Raw genomic sequence first — 15,357 nt, forward strand, 5'->3', positions numbered from 1 at the left:
CAGCCTTATCCGCCCAGGCGCGCACATTCAAACGCCATGGTTAACGGTTCGCTAGGGATTTTCGGGTTAGGGACGTCACCACAACGGATGTTTTTGCGGGGGACAGACCCGATGGCCACGGTCGGAATTGAAGAAGTCACGGAAAATGCGATCCGCAAGGTCGCACGCGATTGCGGTTCGCTGTCGATGGAATGCAGCGATGTCGCGGGCTACGTCGAATCGGTCGCCGACCGCATGTCGAGCAACATGGAAAAGCTCGATGCGCTCGAGGAAGTCACCGAACGACTGCTGACCGACCAGGGACGCGTCTCGGATTCGACCGACGAAGCGCGGCTGCTGTCCGAACAGGCCCGTACCAAGCTCGAACAGGGCCGTCAGGCGATCGACGAAACCATCGCCGGCTTTAAGGGACTGACCGAACTCGTCGTCCAGCTGGGTGAGCGCATGGCCGGCTTCGCGACCGCGATGAACCAGGTGCAGAATGTCAGCTCGACGATCGAGGGCATTGCGCGCAAGACCAACATGCTCGCGCTCAACGCCACGATCGAGGCCGCGCGCGCCGGTGAAGCCGGCCGCAGCTTCGCGGTCGTCGCTGCAGAAGTGAAGAAGCTGGCCCACGACACGCGTAGCGCCACCAGCCAGATTGCCGAGACGATCGGCGAACTGACCCGCGAAGCCACCGCGGTGACCGAGGAAATCCAGAGCGGTGTCGACCAGAGCCGCAGCGCCCAGCAGGGCTTTGGCGTCATCGGCGACACGGTCAGCGAAGTGACCGAGCTTGTCACCATGGTTGACCGCCAGACCGACGGCATCGCCCAGTCGACCGGCCTGATCCAGACGAGCGTCGACCAGGTCAAGGCCGGGCTCAACGCCTTCAGCGCCGATGCGCGCGACGGCGTGACCAAGCTGGCCAAGTCACACAAGCGTCTCGGCCATCTCGAAATGCTGTCCAACACCATGCTCAACACGCTCGCCAATTCGGGCGCGGAGATCGACGACACGCCGATGATCGTGAAGGCGCAGCAATATACGCGCGAGATCGTCGAGCGGATCGAGAATGCCATCGATGCGGGCGAGATCACGATGGAGCAGGTGTTCGACCGCAACTATCGCGAACGCGCGGGCTCCAACCCGAAACAATATGACACCGATTTCTGCGACACGGCGGACCGCCATATCCAGCCCCTCCTCGACGAGATCCTGCGCACCGACAACAAGATCCTCGGCACCACGATCGGCGATCCCAACGGCCACCTGCCGACGCACAGCTCGGACCGGTCGCAGCCGCAGGGCGACGATCCGGTCTGGAACGACGCCAACTGCCGCAACCGCCGCATGCTGATCGACGATCAGACGCGCTTTGCCCATGGCAGCGATATGCCGACCATGATGACCTATCTGATGGTTCGCGGGGACGAGCGGTTCGCGGTCAAGAACATCTATATCCCGGTCGTCATCAAGGGCGAACGCTGGGGCAATTTCGAACTCGCCTACCGCGACGATTGATCGACGCGATCAACGTACGCAGAGGCGCAGAGCTAGGGGCGCGGTGCAAATTGGGGTGCACCGCGCCTCTTTACCATTCGCGTCGCTGCATGATGAGTTGGAGGAAGAGGGCCGCGACGATGCCGCCGCCCAGGCCGAGGCCAAGCGCCCAGTCCGCGCGCCATGCCTCGGTCGCCAGCTGGTTGAGCGGCATGATCCACGGCAGCAGGATGCTGTTGTCCGACGCATAGGCGCCGAGCGCGAACAGAATACCGCCAAACCCGATCACCAGTGGTGGGACGAACGAGCGAAAATAGAGCGCCAGCGCATATTGGATCACCAGCATTAGCTGCGAGGCGGCAAAGACGCGGAGCAGCATGTCGGCGATCATGGCCTGGTCGATCCGCCCTTCGATCTGCCCCGGCATGACGTGCGCGAAGAAGAGGTCGAGGCCGACGAGCCCTAGCCACAGTACGAGGTGCCAGAGCGCCAGCACGATGGCGGCCGCGGCCAGCTTGACGAGGAAGATGCGCCGCCGCGAACCCGGTAGTGCCAGGAGCGGGTCCCAGGCGCGCGGCTGATGCTCGAGCTGCGCGAGCACCACGGTCAGCGCGAGAACACCAAGCGGCATCAGCACCTGCGCCCACATCGCGACGGTGCCGGCACCGAGCCGCATGGCGGTGGTGCCTTCGAGCATGCCGATCAGGAAACCGAGAAGGAGCACGAGGCCCGGCACGGCGATGCTGAGCGTCATGACCAACGAGCCCTTCAGCTTGACGAGCTCGCTCCTGACGAGACCCGTCATCGACACGGCAATGGGATCAGGCAGCGCTGACGCGGTCATGATAAAACTCCTCGAGATCGAATGTGCGGGGGATGAGCGCGTCGACGTCAATGCTCGCCTCGACCAGCAGCCGGTTGAGCTTCGCGATCGACCAGTCGCCAGGCAGGGTCACGTCGCCCGTCGGAGACAATGACAGTCCTGCGCTGCGAACTGTGTCGGGGAGGGCGGGGGAGCGACTGGCGACCCTGACCACCGGGTCGCCGCTACGAAGCGCCTCGAGCGGCCCCTGATGCACCAGCTTTCCGTTGGCGAGCAGCCCGATATGCGTCGCGACCTTTTCGACTTCACCGAGCAGGTGCGAGCAGATGATCATCGTGCGCCCCTCGGCCAGCTCGACCAACAGGCTGCGCATGGAGCGAATGCCTTCCGGATCGAGCCCGTTAAGCGGCTCGTCCAGGATGACGAGCGCGGGATCGCCGATCAGCGCGCGGGCAATACCGAGGCGCTGGCGCATGCCGGTCGAGAAGCTGCCGACTTTCTGGCTTGCCTTGCCCGAAAGGCCGACCCGATCGAGCAGGCCAGGGGCGTCGACCGCGATCCCCAGCGCGCCGCTCATCACCCGCAAATTGTCCGCGGCGGAAAGATGGTCGTAGAACGCGCCGCCGGGGCTATCCGCCATCGCTCCGATTAGCGGACGGCGACGATGGTCGAGCGGCTGCCCGAACAGATGGATCGACCCCGATGTCGGCCGACGAAGACCCAGGATCGTGCGGATGGTGGTCGATTTTCCCGCGCCGTTCGAACCGAGAAAGCCATAGATTGCGCCCTCCGGAACGCGCAGGTCGATGGCGTCTACCGCCACATGGCGCTTGAACCGCTTCGTCAGTCCATGGCTCTCGATCGCCCATGACATCTTGACCGTCCTCCTTTGCAACTTTAATCAAAACTTAAATGAATAATGTTCATATTTAAGTAAAGGTTAAATCTCGGGAGCGGATCATGGAGCAGCGCGCATTGTGGATGGCGAGGGCGGCCGGGGCGGTATTCCTGCTCCTATTCCTGCTGACGATCCTGCAGGCCCTGGCGGCAATCCGGATGGCGGAAGGCTGGATCTGGGCCGTCGTCCTTCCGATGCCCTTCTATCTCTATGCGATGTTCGCCACCTGGCGCGCGCTTACACTGGTTGCTCGAGGAGCGAAGCTTGCGCCCCAGTTGTCGAGACTGATGCGCCGATCCGGGATCGCCTTGTTCATTGGTGGCTTGGTCGAAGTCTTCGGGACCAATGTCGTGCTCGTCGGAAGCGGAGCCGCGGCGCAGCCGATCAACATCACCGCGATCGTCATCGGAGTGATCGGCGTGGGGCTATTCGGGCTGGCGGGCCTGATCGACGAAGGCCGCGCGGCGCGCGCCGAGCTGGACGAGTTCGTCTGATGCCGATCGCCATCACGCTGGACGCGATGCTCAAGGCGCGCGGCATGACCGGCAAGGAACTGGCCGAACGTGTCGGCATTTCCGAAACGCAGATGAGCTTGTTCCGCTCGGGCAAGGTCAAGGGCATCCGCTTCTCGACTCTCGACCGCATGTGCGAGGAATTGCAGTGCAAGCCGGGCGACCTGCTCGACCATGTCCGCCGGATCGAAGGCGGCTATTAGCTGCCCTGACGGCGGCTCATGAAGGCGAGCTTTTCGAACAGCATCACGTCCTGCTCGTTCTTGAGCAGCGCGCCGTGGAGCGGCGGGATCGCCTTGCGCGGATCGGCATCGGCCAGCACGTCGAGCGGCATGTCCTCGTGCAGGATCAGCTTGAGCCAATCGATCAGTTCGCTGGTCGACGGCTTCTTCTTGATCCCGGGCGTCTCGCGCACCTGGTAGAAGATATCCATCGCCTTCCGGACCAGCATTTTCTGGATGCCGGGAAAGTGGACGTCGATGATCGCTTCCATCGTCTCGCGGTCGGGGAATGCGATGTAATGGAAGAAGCAGCGGCGCAGGAAGGCGTCGGGCAGGTCCTTCTCGTTGTTCGAGGTGATGACCACCACCGGCCGCTCGACCGCTTTGACCGTCTCGCCGGTCTCGTAGACATGGAATTCCATGCGATCGAGTTCCTGCAGCAGGTCGTTCGGAAACTCGATATCCGCCTTGTCGATCTCGTCGATCAACAGCACCGGCAGCTTGGGGCTGGTGAACGCCTCCCACAGCTTGCCCTTGCGAATATAGTTCGAAATGTCGTGCACGCGCTCTTCGCCCAGCTGCCCGTCACGAAGCCGTGCCACCGCATCATATTCGTAAAGTCCCTGGACGGCGCGCGTGGTCGACTTGACATGCCATTCGATGAGCGGCGCATCGATCGCCGCGGCGATTTCGTGGGCCAGCACGGTCTTGCCGGTCCCGGGCTCGCCCTTGACGAGCAGCGGGCGGCGAAGCGCGACGGCGGCATTGACCGCGACCTTGAGGTCGTCGGTGGCGACGTAGGAGGAAGTACCTTCGAATTTCATGACAGCCGACCTAGGGGGCCGCCATCATGCGCGCAAGGTCAGATGATGCCGTCGGCCTTGTCGCGCGCGTCGGCACGGGCTTCGAGCAGGTCGAACAGTCCGCGATGCTGGAGCAGCAGCTGGTCGGTGCCGAAGCTCAGCGCACGCTCGGCCGGCACCGTCGCGATGCCTTCGCGGATCGCGGCAGTCGATTCCGCATCGCCCGGCATGGTCGGGGCAGGCGCGTCATGCCCGAAGCGTACGGCTGCGGCATCGAGCACCGCACGGATCAGCGGCCAGTCGGCGACCAGCGCGGTCGCGGCACCCAGCGAGCAGCCATCGCGCTCGCTACAAGCGAGCGTTTCGATCGCACGGCGCTGGGCAATCATGGCGGATTCGGTTTGCGCAGCGCCCGGCGTGGAGGGCATCGGCCCGACCTGGCTGGTGAGCTGCACGAGATACATGCGTTCGCGATCGAACGCCTCGGCCGCCTGCATCATCCAGTCGCGCACCGGACCGGCCGGCGTCGTCGAGAGAGCCATGTCGAGCATGCCCGGATGACGACCGTAAAGCTGGCAGAGCAGGTGGACCGCATCGGCAAGGTCGCGCGCGGCCTGCGGGCCCGCATGGGTACGGAGCTTGGCGACGTGGCTATGCCCGGCGAGGCCGTCAGCAGCCACCCGTGCCAATTGCGCTTCGGCAATGCCTACCGGCTTACCCTGCATCGCGCCTTGTCCCATCGCCCACGTCTCCTTGTCAGCGTTGCATCATTCTCTTGGTGGGTAGCCAAAGTCTCTAACCGACGCGCGTAAAGACAGGGTTACTTTGACCTTCACCTTTTGGTCAGCGAAGTTAATTTCTGGCTCGAAACGGGACAATTCGGGCCCTTCGTCGGCCATCGAGGCAAAAAAGTAGCCCGCGCCGGGGGTAGGGGCGCGGGCTGTCTTTTGTTCGTAGCGATGAAGCGCAAGGCGTCAGGCGGCGCGGGGCAGATCCTCGCCATCCTCGTTCGCCTGCTCGGGCAGCGCCGGGACGGCGGCCTTCGCGGCCGGCGTCGGGAACAGCATGCGCGAGATCATCACGAACAGGCCGAGCCCGAAATAAAGCGCGATCATCTGAACGGGGAACCAGAAGAGCGGGAGGATGAACCCGACGCGCAGCCACTGCGCGTTGAACCCGAAGTCTTCGCCCAAGGCTTCGCAGACCCCGAAAATGGTGTCGTTGCGCATCATAATGTTGGGCGTCTTCTCGGTCGTCATCTTGTCCATCCTACATGGGCGTTGGCGGCATTGCCTTGCCGTTGCCCTTCTACAGCAAGCGCTATGCCAAACCCGGTTTTGCCCTGATTTGTCGGGAAAAACGCGTATTACTTTGAAACTGAACGCACTGTTAGCACGGCAGTTCCTGCCAGATTGTGGCAAATTCCCCCGCTCGTCGAACGGCTGCCGCCACCCGTCGAAGCCGGTGCCTCAGTGCCGGTTTTGGAAGAAGGTGCCGCGCGGGCGCCAAAAGGTTCAATCGCCAATCGGCGGGCGACGAACCTGTGGTGCGACGGCCTAACCCCTTACTGGTCGAGGAAGCTCCGCATCTTCCGGCTGCGGCTCGGATGCTTGAGCTTGCGCAGCGCCTTCGCCTCGATCTGACGAATACGTTCGCGGGTCACGCTGAACTGCTGGCCCACTTCCTCGAGCGTGTGATCGGTGTTCATGCCGATCCCGAAGCGCATGCGCAGCACGCGTTCTTCACGCGGGGTCAGCGAGGCGAGCACGCGAGTGACCGTTTCCTTGAGGTTGGACTGGATCGCGGCATCGACCGGGATGACCGCATTCTTGTCCTCGATGAAATCGCCCAGGTGCGAATCTTCCTCGTCGCCGATCGGCGTCTCGAGGCTGATCGGCTCCTTGGCGATCTTCATCACCTTGCGCACCTTTTCGAGCGGCATCGACAGACGCTCGGCCAGCTCTTCCGGAGTCGGCTCGCGGCCGGTCTCGTGGAGGAACTGGCGGGAGGTACGCACCAGCTTGTTGATCGTCTCGATCATGTGAACCGGAATACGGATCGTGCGCGCCTGGTCGGCGATCGAGCGGGTGATCGCCTGACGGATCCACCACGTCGCATAGGTCGAGAATTTGTACCCGCGGCGATATTCGAACTTATCGACCGCTTTCATCAGGCCGATATTGCCTTCCTGGATCAGGTCCAGGAACTGCAGGCCGCGATTGGTGTATTTCTTGGCGATCGAGATGACGAGGCGCAGGTTCGCTTCGACCATTTCCTTCTTGGCGATGCGCGCTTCGCGTTCGCCCTTCTGGACCTGGTTGACGATGCGACGGAACTCGGGGAGCGCCATGCCGGTCGCCTGCGCGATTTCGGCAATCTCGCCGCGAATGCGCTCGACGCTGTCGGCCTCGCTCGTCGCGAACGCCTTCCACTTCTTGTCCATCTTCGCGACGCGGTCGAGCCAGCCATCGTCCAGCTCGTTACCCATATATTCGTCGAGAAAGCTCTTGCGCGGCACGCGGTGACGCTCGGCCAGGCGCAGCATCTGCCCGCCCAGCGCGGTCAGGCGCCGGTTGTAGCTGTAGAGCTGGTCGACGAGATATTCGATCTTGGCGGCATGGAACTGCACGCTTTCGACCAGCGCCGTCAGTTCGCCCGACAGGTTCTGATAGCGCGTTTCCTTGGCCTTGGGGAAATCCTCGCCCGCCTCGAGCGCGGCAAGGCGCTCGTTCTGAAGCTTCGAGAATTTCTTGTAGAGCGCGGTGATCTCGGCGAACTTTTCGAGCGCGACGGGCTTGAGCGCCTCTTCCATCTGCGCGAGGCTGAGGGTGTTGTCGTCCTCTTCCTCTTCGCGCTTGCGACGTTCGCGTGTGGCCGCGTCGATGCCGCCTTCTTCCTCGTCGCCCTCTTCTTCCTCGGGCTCGTCCTCGTCTTCCTTGATCGTCGGGCCGGCGGTCTCTTCGGAGATTTCGTCTTCGTCGTCCTCGCCGTCCTCGGACTTGTCGAGCTGCTCCTGGGTCGGACCCTTGGAGATCATCGCTTCGAGATCGAGGATCTCGCGCAGCTGCATCGTCTCTTCGTTGAGCGCGTTGGACCAGTCGATGATGGCGTTGAAGGTGATCGGGCTGTCGCACAGGCCCCAGATCATGAAGTCGCGGCCCGCCTCGATGCGCTTGGCGATGGCGATTTCGCCTTCACGGCTGAGCAGTTCGACCGCGCCCATTTCGCGCAGGTACATGCGCACCGGATCGTCGGTGCGGTCCGCGCGCTCCTTGGTGTTGGTCGTCGCCTTGGCGGTCGTCGGCTTCTTCTCGCCTGCGACCGGCTCGGGGGCGCCGTCATCCTCGTCGTCCTCGTCGGCTTCGACGATCGACACGCCCATTTCCGAAATCGCGGACATGATGTCCTCGATCTGGTCGGGGCTCATCTGGTCGCTGGGCAGCGCCTCGTTGACCTCGTCATAGGTGAGGATGCCGCGCTTCTTGCCGCGCGCGATCAGCTTCTTGATCTTGGAATTGTTGAGGTCGATCAGCGGTGCGTCGCCGTCATCGGCCTTCGAATTGTCTTTTTTCTTCGCCATATAAAGTGCCGCTTAGTCGCCGATTGCCAGCGATGCCAGCCTTTCGTTCATTTCGGCCTTGCGGGCGTGCAGCCGCTGCTGCTCCGCGAAGGCGTTTTCGTCCCCGTGACCCAGAGCCTGGGTCGCTTCCTCCAATGCTTGATCGATCTCCGCGGTTGCGGCGATCGCCTCGAGCGCAAGCTTCAGGTCCCGGGCGGCCACCTCTGGCTGTTCGTCGGGACGCGTGAAACTGAAACCCATGACGACCCGCGGCGGTGCGCCGAGGCCGTCGCCCGCCAATATGGTGGCGATTCGCGAACGATCAAGCGTCTCTCCCGATAGCGCCGCATCGACCAGATGGTTTCGCAATCGCGCCTGGTCTGGATCGGCGATCGGGAGGGCCGCGAGCACCTCGACATCCTCGGCGATCGCCTGCGGAAACAGCGCATAGCCGTGGAGCATCGCCGCCACCGTCGGTCCGCCAATCCCGACCCGCGCAATTTCGCGCGCGTCCGATCCGACCGGGGGCGGGGGAGGCGTCCAGCGTCCGCCTTTCTGTTTCCACTGCGCGCGCGGCTGATATTGGCGCTCACCGCGCCCGACCAACTTGTCGAACCGCGCGAGCCACTCCTCGCGATAGAGTTGCGAAAGGCTCGGGTCCTGGATCGACTTGGCGTGCGACCACAGCCGCATCTTGAGCGCCGCACGCTGTTCGGGCGTGACCAGTTCGGTCGCATCACGCTCCTCGCGCCACAGTCGCTCGACCAGCGGCTCGGCGTCCTCGAGGATCTTTTCGAATGCGCCGGCGCCGCCCTGCTTGACGACATCGTCCGGATCCTGCCCGTCGGGCAGCGTCACGAAAGACAGGCTGCGTTCGGGTCCGAGCAGCGGGAGCGCCCGCTCGGCCGCGCGCCGCGCCGCTTTCTGTCCCGCCGCATCGCCGTCGAAACAGAGGATGGGCGAGGGGCTCATTCGCCACAGCAAATGGAGCTGCCCCTCGGTCAGCGCGGTGCCGTTGGGCGCAACCACTTCGGCGATCCCCGCCTGGTCGAGCGCGATGACGTCCATATAGCCCTCGACCACGATCACCCGGTCCGCTTTGCGCGCCGCCGCGAGCGCAAGATCGAGATTGTAGAGCGAGTTGCCCTTGTCGAAGAGCGGGGTGTCCGGGCTGTTGAGATATTTGGGTTCGCCGTCGCCGATGATCCGCCCGCCGAACGCAATCGTCCGCCCTCGCGCATCGCGGATCGGGATCATCATCCGCCCGCGGAACCGGTCGTAGGGATCCTTGCCCTCGACATCGATCAACATGCCCGCCTCGACCAGCATCTTCTCGTCGAACTGGCCAAGCGCGCGCTTCAGCTTGCCGCGACTGTCGGGCGCGAACCCCAGCCCGAACTTCTGCACCGTCGCGTCGCTCAGCCGGCGTTTGCCGATATACGCCCGCGCCCCGCTGCCATCGATCCCGTTCAGCTGCTCGCGAAACCAATCTGCGCTCGCTTCGGTCACGTCGATCAGCCCGGCACGCTTTTGCGCCCGTTCCTGCGCCCGCGGATCGGGGGCAGGGACTTCCATCCCGACCTTGCCCGCCAATTCCTTGACCGCGTCCATGAACCCGAGGCCGCGATAATCGGTCAGGAACGAGATCGCATCGCCATGCTTCGAGCAGCCGAAGCAGTGATAGAAGCCCTTCTCGTCATTGACGTAGAAGCTCGGCGTCTTCTCGTGATGAAATGGGCAGCAGGCCTTATACTCCTTGCCCGCCTTGATCAGCTTCACGTCCTGCCCGACCACGCTCGACACCCGCGTGCGCGCGCGCAGTTCGTCAAGGAAGGATGGCGGAAGGCTCACGCGCCGACTGCACTCCGAATCGAATCGATAATCAAGGGGCGAGCGGCGGCTTTAGCCACCCATCAGCAATTTCTTCGCCGCCGCGCTCGCCTTGGCAGGCTCGATCGCCGCGCCATGCTTGGCGCGCACCTGGCCCATCACCGCACCCATGTCCTTCATCGAGCTCGCGCCCGTGTCGGCGATGATCGCCATGACCGCCGCCTCGATATCCTCGTCGCTCATCTGCGCGGGGAGGAACTCCTCGATCACCGCGATCTCGGCTTCCTCGGCGGCAGCGCGATCGTCCGCGCCGCCCTTGCGAAACATCTCGGCGCTTTCGCGGCGCTGCTTGACCATCTTCTGGAGCACCGCGGTCACGTGCGCGTCGTCGTCGGCAATCTCGCCGCCGGTGCGCGCTTCGATATCCTTGTTCTTCACTTCCGACTGGATCAGGCGGATCGTCGCGACCTTGTCCTTCTCGCCCGCCTTCATGTTGGCGATCATGGCAGCCTTCAAATCGTCGCGAATCATCCCGCGTGTCCCTCTGTCTGTCGGAAAGGACCTCTTTAGCCGGAAATATCTGGAAACACAGCGTTGACGTTGCATGGCGCGCCGCGTAGCTGCTGTGGCTTAGCGACATCGTCGAGACTTTAGCCGAGGAGTGCCTTGATGGCCGACCCGAACACCACCCGTGCGCGCCCTGCCGGTGCGACGGGAGTCATCGTTTTCGCCGACGGCAGGACGATCTGGGGACAAGGCTTCGGCGCAGAAGGCAGCGCCGTCGGCGAGCTCTGCTTCAACACCGCCATGACCGGCTACCAGGAGGTGATGACCGATCCCTCCTACGCCAAACAGGTCATCGCCTTCACCTTCCCGCACATCGGCAATGTCGGCGCCAATGCCGAAGATGTCGAGGCGAGCAGCGCCCACGCATTGGGCTGCATCGTGCGCGAACCCGTCACGCGCCCCAGCAACTTCCGCTCCGAAGACGACTTCACCCAGTGGATGGCGGACGCAGGCCGCATCGGTATCGCCGGCGTCGACACGCGCGCGCTGACCCGGCTGGTGCGCGAGGAAGGCCCGCCCACCATCGCCATCGCCCACAGCGAAAGCGGCGAGTTCGACCTCGACGCGCTCCGCCAACAAGCGGCCGACTGGCCCGGCCTCGAAGGCATGGACCTCGCCAAGGACGTCTCGCACGACCAGCTCTTCCAATGGTCCGACGGCGGCTGGGAACTGGGCGAGGGCTACAAGCTCAACCACGCGGACGAGAACGCACCCCACGTCGTCGCCATCGACTATGGCGCCAAGCGCAACATCTTCCGCAACCTTGTCGAGGCCGGCGCGCGTGTCACCGTGGTCCCCGCCACCGCCAGCTTCGACGATATCATGAAGCACGACCCCGACGGCTTTTTCCTGTCCAACGGCCCGGGCGATCCCGCCGCGACCGGCGAGTATGCCATCCCCGTCATCCAGCAACTGCTCGAGACGAAGAAGCCGCTGTTCGGCATCTGCCTTGGCCACCAGCTGCTCGCCCTCGCGGTAGGCGGCGAGACCGAAAAGATGTTCCAGGGCCACCGCGGCGCCAACCACCCGGTCAAGCAGTGCGACAGCGGCGTGGTGGAGATCACCAGCATGAACCACGGTTTTGCGGTGAAGCGCACGGGCCTTCCGAACCACGTGAAGGAAACCCATGTCTCGCTGTTCGACGACAGCAATTGCGGCATCGAACTCACCGACCGCCCGGCGTTCAGTGTCCAGTATCACCCCGAGGCGAGCCCCGGTCCGATGGACAGTTTCTACCTCTTTGAGAAATTTGTTGGGATGATGAAGTAAGATGCCCGCACGCACCGACATCAAATCCATCCTCGTCATCGGCGCGGGGCCCATCGTTATCGGGCAGGCAGCGGAGTTCGATTATTCGGGCAGCCAAGCGATCAAGGCGCTCAAGGAAGAGGGCTATCGCGTCATCGTCGTCAACTCCAACCCGGCGACCATCATGACCGACCCGGGCATGGCGGACGCGACCTATATCGAGCCGATTACCGCCCGCGTGGTCGAGAAGATCATCGAGAAGGAACAGCCCGACGCGATCCTGCCGACCATGGGCGGGCAGACCGGGCTCAATTGCGCGCTGACCCTCAACAAACTCGGCATCCTAGATAAGCACAACGTCAAGCTGATCGGCGCCACTGCCGAGGCGATCGACAAGGCCGAGGACCGCGAGAAATTCAGGAAGGCGATGGACCGCATCGGCCTCGACAGCGCGCGCAGCGGCATCGCCCATACTTACGAACAGGCGCTCGAAGTCCTCGAAACCACCGGCCTCCCGTCGATCATCCGCCCCAGCTTCACGCTCGGCGGCACGGGCGGCGGCGTCGCCTATAACAAGGAAGAGTTCGAGCAGATCGTGAAAGGCGGGCTCGACGCATCGCCCACCAACGAGGTGCTGATCGAGGAATCGCTCCTCGGCTGGAAGGAATATGAGATGGAAGTCGTGCGCGACCGCGCCGACAACGCCATCATCATCTGCTCGATCGAGAATGTCGATCCGATGGGCGTCCATACCGGCGACAGCATCACCGTCGCCCCCGCGCTGACCCTGACCGACAAGGAATATCAGCGCATGCGGACCGCGAGCATCGCGGTGCTGCGCGAAATCGGCGTCGAAACCGGCGGCTCCAACGTCCAGTTCGCGATCAACCCGCGCGATGGCCGCATGATCGTGATCGAGATGAACCCGCGTGTTTCGCGCTCCTCCGCACTGGCCTCGAAAGCGACCGGCTTTCCCATCGCCAAGGTCGCTGCCAAGCTTGCCATCGGCTACACGCTCGACGAGCTGAAGAACGACATCACCGGCGGCGCGACGCCCGCCTCGTTCGAACCCACCATCGACTATGTTGTCACCAAGATCCCCCGGTTTGCGTTCGAGAAGTTCGCGGGCTCCAAGCCCTTGCTTTCGACCGCGATGAAGTCGGTGGGCGAGGTCATGGCCATCGGCCGCAACTTTGCCGAAAGCTTCCAGAAGGCGCTGCGCGGCACCGAAACCGGCCTCATCGGCCTCGACCGTGTCGAGGAACTGGTCGACGCGTCAGAGAGCGAGATCGAAAACGCGCTCGGCCGTGCCAACCCGTTCCGCATCCTCGCCGCCGCCGAAGCCATGCGTCAGGGTTTTTCGGTCGACAAGGTACACCGCATCTCGGGCTTCGACCCCTGGTTCCTCGAACGGATCGGCGAGATCATCGCCGCCGAGGATGACGTGCGCGAAAACGGCCTGCCGCGCGATGCCGCTGCCATGCGCCGCCTTAAGTCGCTCGGCTTTTCCGACGCGCGCCTCGCCCAGCTGTCCGAACGCTCGGCCCATTTCGAGCTGACCAGCAAGGCGCAAGGCTCGGGCGTCGTCCACGACGCCATGAAGGCCATGACCGGCGGCGTGACCGAGGAAGAAGTGCGCAAGCTGCGCCACAAGCTCGGCGTCCGCCCCGTCTTCAAACGCATCGACAGTTGCGCCGCCGAATTCGACGCCGTCACGCCCTATCTCTATTCGACCTACGAAGCCCCGCTCTTCGGCGAGCCCGAGGACGAGGCCGGCGTTTCGGACCGCGAAAAGGTCATGATCCTCGGCGGCGGGCCCAACCGCATCGGCCAGGGCATCGAGTTCGACTATTGCTGCGTCCACGCCGCCTTCGCGCTGGGGCGCGAGCGCGAAGGGGACGAGGGCGAACATCGCGGCGAAGGCCTCGAAGTCGTCATGGTCAACTGCAACCCCGAAACCGTCTCGACCGACCCCGACACGTCCGACCGCCTCTATTTCGAGCCGCTGACCGGCGAAGACGTGCTCGAAATCGTCGAGACCGAGCGCCAGAAAGGCACGCTCAAGGGCGTGATCGTGCAGCTGGGCGGGCAGACTCCGCTCAAGCTCGCTGCCGATCTCGAAGGGGCAGGGGTCCCGATCCTCGGCACCACGCCCGACAGCATCGACCTCGCCGAAGACCGCGAGCGCTTCGCCGCCCTGGTCAACAAGCTCGGCCTGACCCAGCCCGAAAACGGCATCGCGCGCAGCCGCGAGGAAGCACTCAACGTCGCCGAGACTATCGGCTACCCCGTTCTCCTGCGCCCCAGCTACGTGCTCGGCGGCCGCGCGATGGAGGTGGTCGACGGCCCCGAACAGTTGAACCACTATATTGACACTGCCGTCCAGGTGTCTGGAAACTCGCCGGTTCTTATCGACCGCTATCTGCGCGATGCGATCGAGGTCGATGTCGATGCCATCTGCGACCAGGACAAGGTCGCGGTGACCGGAATCCTCCAGCATATCGAGGAAGCCGGCGTTCATTCGGGCGACAGCGCCTGTTCGATCCCGCCTTATTCGCTCCCGCCCAAGGTCATTGCCGAGATCGAGGACGCGACCGAAAAGCTCGCGCTCGCGCTCAAGGTGCGCGGGCTGATGAACGTGCAATATGCGGTCAAGGACAACCAGCTTTACCTGATCGAGGTGAACCCGCGCGCCAGCCGCACCGTCCCCTTCGTCGCCAAGGCCATCGGTCGCCCGATCGCCAAGATCGCGGCCAAGGTCATGGCCGGCGCCTCGCTCGGCGATTTCGAGCCCATCGACCGCGACATTCCCTATTATGCCGTGAAGGAAGCCGTCTTCCCCTTCGCGCGCTTCCCGGGCACCGATCCGGTCTTGGGACCGGAAATGAAGTCCACCGGCGAAGTCATGGGAATTGCATCGAATTTCGACGCGGCCTTCGCCAAGTCGCAGCTTGGGGAGGGGACCCGCCTGCCGACCTCGGGCTGCGTCTTCATCTCGGTCAAGGAAGCCGACAAGGCCGCCATTGTCGAACCCGCGCGCATGCTCGACCTCCATGGCTTCGACATCATCGCCACCGACGGCACCGCCAGCCATCTCGAAGAACATGGCGTGCGCGTCACGCGCGTCAACAAGGTGGCGCAGGGCCGGCCGCACATCGTTGACAAGCTCAAGGACGGTGCAGTCGACCTCGTCCTCAACACGACCGAGGGCTGGCAATCGCTCAAAGACAGCCAGGAAATTCGCGAGGCGGCGCTCAAGAACCATGTGCCCTACTTCACGACCGTGAGCGCCAGCACCATCGTCGCGCGCATTATCGGCAAGGCCGATCCGGAGACTCTTGAAGTTCGTTCGCTTCAGTCCTATTATTCCGGCAGCTAAACTTTTCCATGAAATCCGCTTGCTTAGCGCCA

General features: G+C 63.7%; 13 protein-coding genes. 5 read left to right on the forward strand and 8 right to left on the reverse strand.

Features of this window, described 5'->3' with window-relative positions; all coding sequences use genetic code 11:
- Positions 1 to 111 precede the first annotated feature (111 nt).
- A complete protein-coding gene (locus tag KTQ36_RS07190) occupies positions 112 to 1,506 on the forward strand; it encodes a methyl-accepting chemotaxis protein (RefSeq protein WP_218633017.1) in 1,395 nt (464 codons plus the stop codon).
- A gap of 70 nt (positions 1,507 to 1,576) precedes the next feature.
- On the opposite strand, the gene KTQ36_RS07195 is transcribed toward KTQ36_RS07190, so the two are convergent.
- The gene (locus KTQ36_RS07195) at positions 1,577 to 2,329 is read right to left on the reverse strand and encodes an ABC transporter permease (RefSeq protein WP_218633018.1); all 753 of its coding nucleotides are present in this window, start codon (positions 2,327 to 2,329) and stop codon (positions 1,577 to 1,579) included.
- Positions 2,307 to 3,182: an ABC transporter ATP-binding protein gene (locus KTQ36_RS07200; protein ID WP_218633019.1), complete on the reverse strand. Its 876-nt coding sequence runs from the start codon at positions 3,180 to 3,182 to the stop codon at positions 2,307 to 2,309. The genes KTQ36_RS07195 and KTQ36_RS07200 overlap by 23 nt, the downstream gene beginning before the upstream one ends.
- 86 nt (positions 3,183 to 3,268) lie before the next feature.
- Here KTQ36_RS07200 and KTQ36_RS07205 point away from each other — a divergent pair, with 86 nt between their 5' ends.
- Both KTQ36_RS07205 and KTQ36_RS07210 read left to right on the forward strand, forming a co-directional pair.
- On the forward strand, positions 3,269 to 3,700 hold the full coding sequence (locus tag KTQ36_RS07205) for a hypothetical protein (RefSeq protein ID WP_218633020.1): 432 nt from the start codon (positions 3,269 to 3,271) through the stop codon (positions 3,698 to 3,700).
- Complete coding sequence (locus KTQ36_RS07210) at positions 3,700 to 3,921, forward strand: helix-turn-helix domain-containing protein (RefSeq protein WP_218633021.1); 222 nt, start codon at positions 3,700 to 3,702, stop codon at positions 3,919 to 3,921. Before KTQ36_RS07205 ends, KTQ36_RS07210 begins: the two co-directional genes overlap by 1 nt.
- Here KTQ36_RS07210 and KTQ36_RS07215 read toward each other — a convergent pair.
- The 6 genes from KTQ36_RS07215 to KTQ36_RS07240 form a co-directional block, all read right to left on the reverse strand.
- Complete coding sequence (locus KTQ36_RS07215; protein WP_218633022.1) at positions 3,918 to 4,763, reverse strand: AAA family ATPase; 846 nt, start codon at positions 4,761 to 4,763, stop codon at positions 3,918 to 3,920. The two genes, KTQ36_RS07210 and KTQ36_RS07215, sit on opposite strands and share 4 nt — an antisense overlap.
- A gap of 38 nt (positions 4,764 to 4,801) precedes the next feature.
- Complete coding sequence (locus KTQ36_RS07220) at positions 4,802 to 5,482, reverse strand: DUF6975 family protein (RefSeq protein ID WP_218633023.1); 681 nt, start codon at positions 5,480 to 5,482, stop codon at positions 4,802 to 4,804.
- A gap of 234 nt (positions 5,483 to 5,716) precedes the next feature.
- Positions 5,717 to 6,001 (reverse strand): PspC domain-containing protein, encoded by a 285-nt coding sequence (locus tag KTQ36_RS07225; RefSeq protein ID WP_218633024.1) that lies wholly within the window; start codon positions 5,999 to 6,001, stop codon positions 5,717 to 5,719.
- A gap of 305 nt (positions 6,002 to 6,306) precedes the next feature.
- The gene (rpoD, locus tag KTQ36_RS07230) at positions 6,307 to 8,322 is read right to left on the reverse strand and encodes an RNA polymerase sigma factor RpoD (RefSeq protein ID WP_218633025.1); all 2,016 of its coding nucleotides are present in this window, start codon (positions 8,320 to 8,322) and stop codon (positions 6,307 to 6,309) included.
- A gap of 12 nt (positions 8,323 to 8,334) precedes the next feature.
- Positions 8,335 to 10,152, reverse strand: a complete 1,818-nt coding sequence (gene dnaG / locus KTQ36_RS07235; protein WP_218633026.1) for a DNA primase — start codon at positions 10,150 to 10,152, stop codon at positions 8,335 to 8,337.
- A 51-nt stretch (positions 10,153 to 10,203) separates the two neighbouring features.
- Complete coding sequence (locus KTQ36_RS07240; RefSeq protein ID WP_218633027.1) at positions 10,204 to 10,662, reverse strand: GatB/YqeY domain-containing protein; 459 nt, start codon at positions 10,660 to 10,662, stop codon at positions 10,204 to 10,206.
- A gap of 138 nt (positions 10,663 to 10,800) precedes the next feature.
- Between KTQ36_RS07240 and carA the strand changes: the two genes are divergently transcribed.
- A complete protein-coding gene (carA, locus tag KTQ36_RS07245; protein WP_218633028.1) occupies positions 10,801 to 11,967 on the forward strand; it encodes a glutamine-hydrolyzing carbamoyl-phosphate synthase small subunit in 1,167 nt (388 codons plus the stop codon).
- A gap of 1 nt (position 11,968) precedes the next feature.
- Entirely contained in the window at positions 11,969 to 15,325 is a 3,357-nt protein-coding gene (carB, locus tag KTQ36_RS07250) for a carbamoyl-phosphate synthase large subunit (protein ID WP_218633029.1), read from the forward strand.
- Positions 15,326 to 15,357: the final 32 nt, after the last annotated feature.

Origin of the sequence: Sphingomicrobium clamense, assembly GCF_019264355.1 — a bacterium.
In the GTDB taxonomy this organism is placed as follows: domain Bacteria; phylum Pseudomonadota; class Alphaproteobacteria; order Sphingomonadales; family Sphingomonadaceae; genus Sphingomicrobium; species Sphingomicrobium clamense.

Bases quoted from the DNA above. Each gene is read 5' to 3' on its own strand.
- KTQ36_RS07190 (WP_218633017.1), top strand. From the start codon at position 112: ATGGCCACGGTCGGAATTGAAGAAGTCACGGAAAATGCGATCCGCAAG.
- KTQ36_RS07195 (WP_218633018.1), bottom strand. From the start codon at position 2,329: ATGACCGCGTCAGCGCTGCCTGATCCCATTGCCGTGTCGATGACGGGT.
- KTQ36_RS07200 (WP_218633019.1), bottom strand. From the start codon at position 3,182: ATGTCATGGGCGATCGAGAGCCATGGACTGACGAAGCGGTTCAAGCGC.
- KTQ36_RS07205 (WP_218633020.1), top strand. From the start codon at position 3,269: ATGGAGCAGCGCGCATTGTGGATGGCGAGGGCGGCCGGGGCGGTATTC.
- KTQ36_RS07210 (WP_218633021.1), top strand. From the start codon at position 3,700: ATGCCGATCGCCATCACGCTGGACGCGATGCTCAAGGCGCGCGGCATG.
- KTQ36_RS07215 (WP_218633022.1), bottom strand. From the start codon at position 4,763: ATGAAATTCGAAGGTACTTCCTCCTACGTCGCCACCGACGACCTCAAG.
- KTQ36_RS07220 (WP_218633023.1), bottom strand. From the start codon at position 5,482: ATGGGACAAGGCGCGATGCAGGGTAAGCCGGTAGGCATTGCCGAAGCG.
- KTQ36_RS07225 (WP_218633024.1), bottom strand. From the start codon at position 6,001: ATGACGACCGAGAAGACGCCCAACATTATGATGCGCAACGACACCATT.
- rpoD (WP_218633025.1), bottom strand. From the start codon at position 8,322: ATGGCGAAGAAAAAAGACAATTCGAAGGCCGATGACGGCGACGCACCG.
- KTQ36_RS07240 (WP_218633027.1), bottom strand. From the start codon at position 10,662: ATGATTCGCGACGATTTGAAGGCTGCCATGATCGCCAACATGAAGGCG.
- carA (WP_218633028.1), top strand. From the start codon at position 10,801: ATGGCCGACCCGAACACCACCCGTGCGCGCCCTGCCGGTGCGACGGGA.
- carB (WP_218633029.1), top strand. From the start codon at position 11,969: ATGCCCGCACGCACCGACATCAAATCCATCCTCGTCATCGGCGCGGGG.